The 1,437-nt window shown below is 37.2% G+C and carries 2 protein-coding genes; both read left to right on the top strand.

From position 1 onward, the window contains the following. Positions 1–43: 43 nt before the first annotated feature. Positions 44–565 (top strand): helix-turn-helix domain-containing protein, encoded by a 522-nt coding sequence (locus tag R2Q94_RS22090; protein WP_316823641.1) that lies wholly within the window; start codon positions 44–46, stop codon positions 563–565. Then, complete coding sequence (locus tag R2Q94_RS22085) at positions 532–1,401, top strand: IS3 family transposase (protein WP_316823642.1); 870 nt, start codon at positions 532–534, stop codon at positions 1,399–1,401. Before R2Q94_RS22090 ends, R2Q94_RS22085 begins: the two co-directional genes overlap by 34 nt. The last annotated feature ends 36 nt before the right edge of the window (positions 1,402–1,437 follow it).

The raw sequence follows: 1,437 nt of genomic DNA, 5'->3' as shown, positions 1-1,437 counted from the left end.
TGCACTGCCCCCAAAAAGTTAGACACTATTTGGGGGCATTTTTATGAAAAAAAACAGAAAGCATGGAACGGAATTTAAACTTCAAGTCATCAACGATAACTTAAAAGGGTTCTCTATTAATTCTTTATCCAAGAAGTGGGACATATCAACATCCGTTATAAGGAAATGGATTGATCACCATGGTTCAGATGGTGAAAAAGGCTTGTCAGGCAAGCGGCGTAGATATTACACAAAGGAATTTAAATTGACAGTGATCAGGGCTTATAAAGATAATGGATTATCTTTACGTGATTGTTGTCTGCATTTCAATATTCGTGATCAAAGCAGTATATCTTCTTGGATAGCGAAGTACGAACAACAGGGTTTAGATGGCCTTAACGAGCAAAAAAAAGGTAGGCCCCCAACTATGAAAAGAGACAAATCCATATCTAAAGAGGCCAAATCGCTGACCCGGCTGGAAGAGCTTGAAAGAGAGAATTTATACCTTAAAGCCGAGATCGATTTCTTAAAAAAGCTCGATGCCTTAACTCTATTAAAACAAACACAGCAAAAGAAAAAGCGTTAGTGCTCTGTGAGTTAAGGCTGCAATATCCATTAGATATCTTACTTGGTATATCAAAAATTGCCAGAAGCAGCTACTATTATCATGTGAAAACGAGCTCTGTGCTGAATAAACATGAAGGTGCTAAGAAAGAGATAAAGAAGATCTACGATGATCACAAGGGAAGGTACGGATATCGGAGGATAACCTTGGAAATGAGGAACAGGGGAAGCATTATTAACCATAAAACTGTATTAAAAATCATGGACAGCTTAGGCCTTAAATCACTGATCAGAAGTAAGAAATATGTATCCTACAAGGGTGATACGAATGAAGCAGTACCCAACCTGTTTAAACAGGAATTTACGGCTAAAAAGCCTTATTTGAAGTGGGCTACAGATGTCACTGAATTCAAGGTTAAGGATAGAAAAGTTTACCTCTCGCCGATCATAGAATTGTTTAATGGGGAGATTATCAGCTATAATCTTTCTGAAACACCTAACTTTCAACAGGTATCTGATATGTTAGAGGATGCATTTAAAACGCTTAAAGGGGACGAAAAACTGACATTACACTCAGATCAAGGCTGGCAGTATAGGATGGCCAGGTACAAACAGATGCTAAGTGAAAAAGGTATAACACAGAGTATGTCCCGAAAAGGAAATTGTTACGATAATGCTATAATCGAGAACTTCTTCGGAATCATTAAATCCGAGATGTTCTACCTGAAAAAATATGCCTCAGTTGATGAACTTAAAAAGGACATAACGGAATATATTGACTACTATAATAAAGACAGAATCAAACTCAATTTAAACGGAATGAGCCCGATAAAATACCGGGCTCTTAATCCTAATTAAATTTTTAACTTCGTCCAACTTTTGGGGTTCAGTCCA

It is taken from the genome of Pedobacter gandavensis, from assembly GCF_032678465.1.
GTDB classification, from domain to species: Bacteria; Bacteroidota; Bacteroidia; order Sphingobacteriales; family Sphingobacteriaceae; genus Pedobacter; species Pedobacter gandavensis_B.
The sequence above is the reverse complement of the archived record's forward strand: the minus strand, read 5'-3'. Positions and strand labels throughout refer to the sequence as shown.

Bases quoted from the DNA above. Each gene is read 5' to 3' on its own strand.
- R2Q94_RS22090 (WP_316823641.1), top strand. From the start codon at position 44: ATGAAAAAAAACAGAAAGCATGGAACGGAATTTAAACTTCAAGTCATC.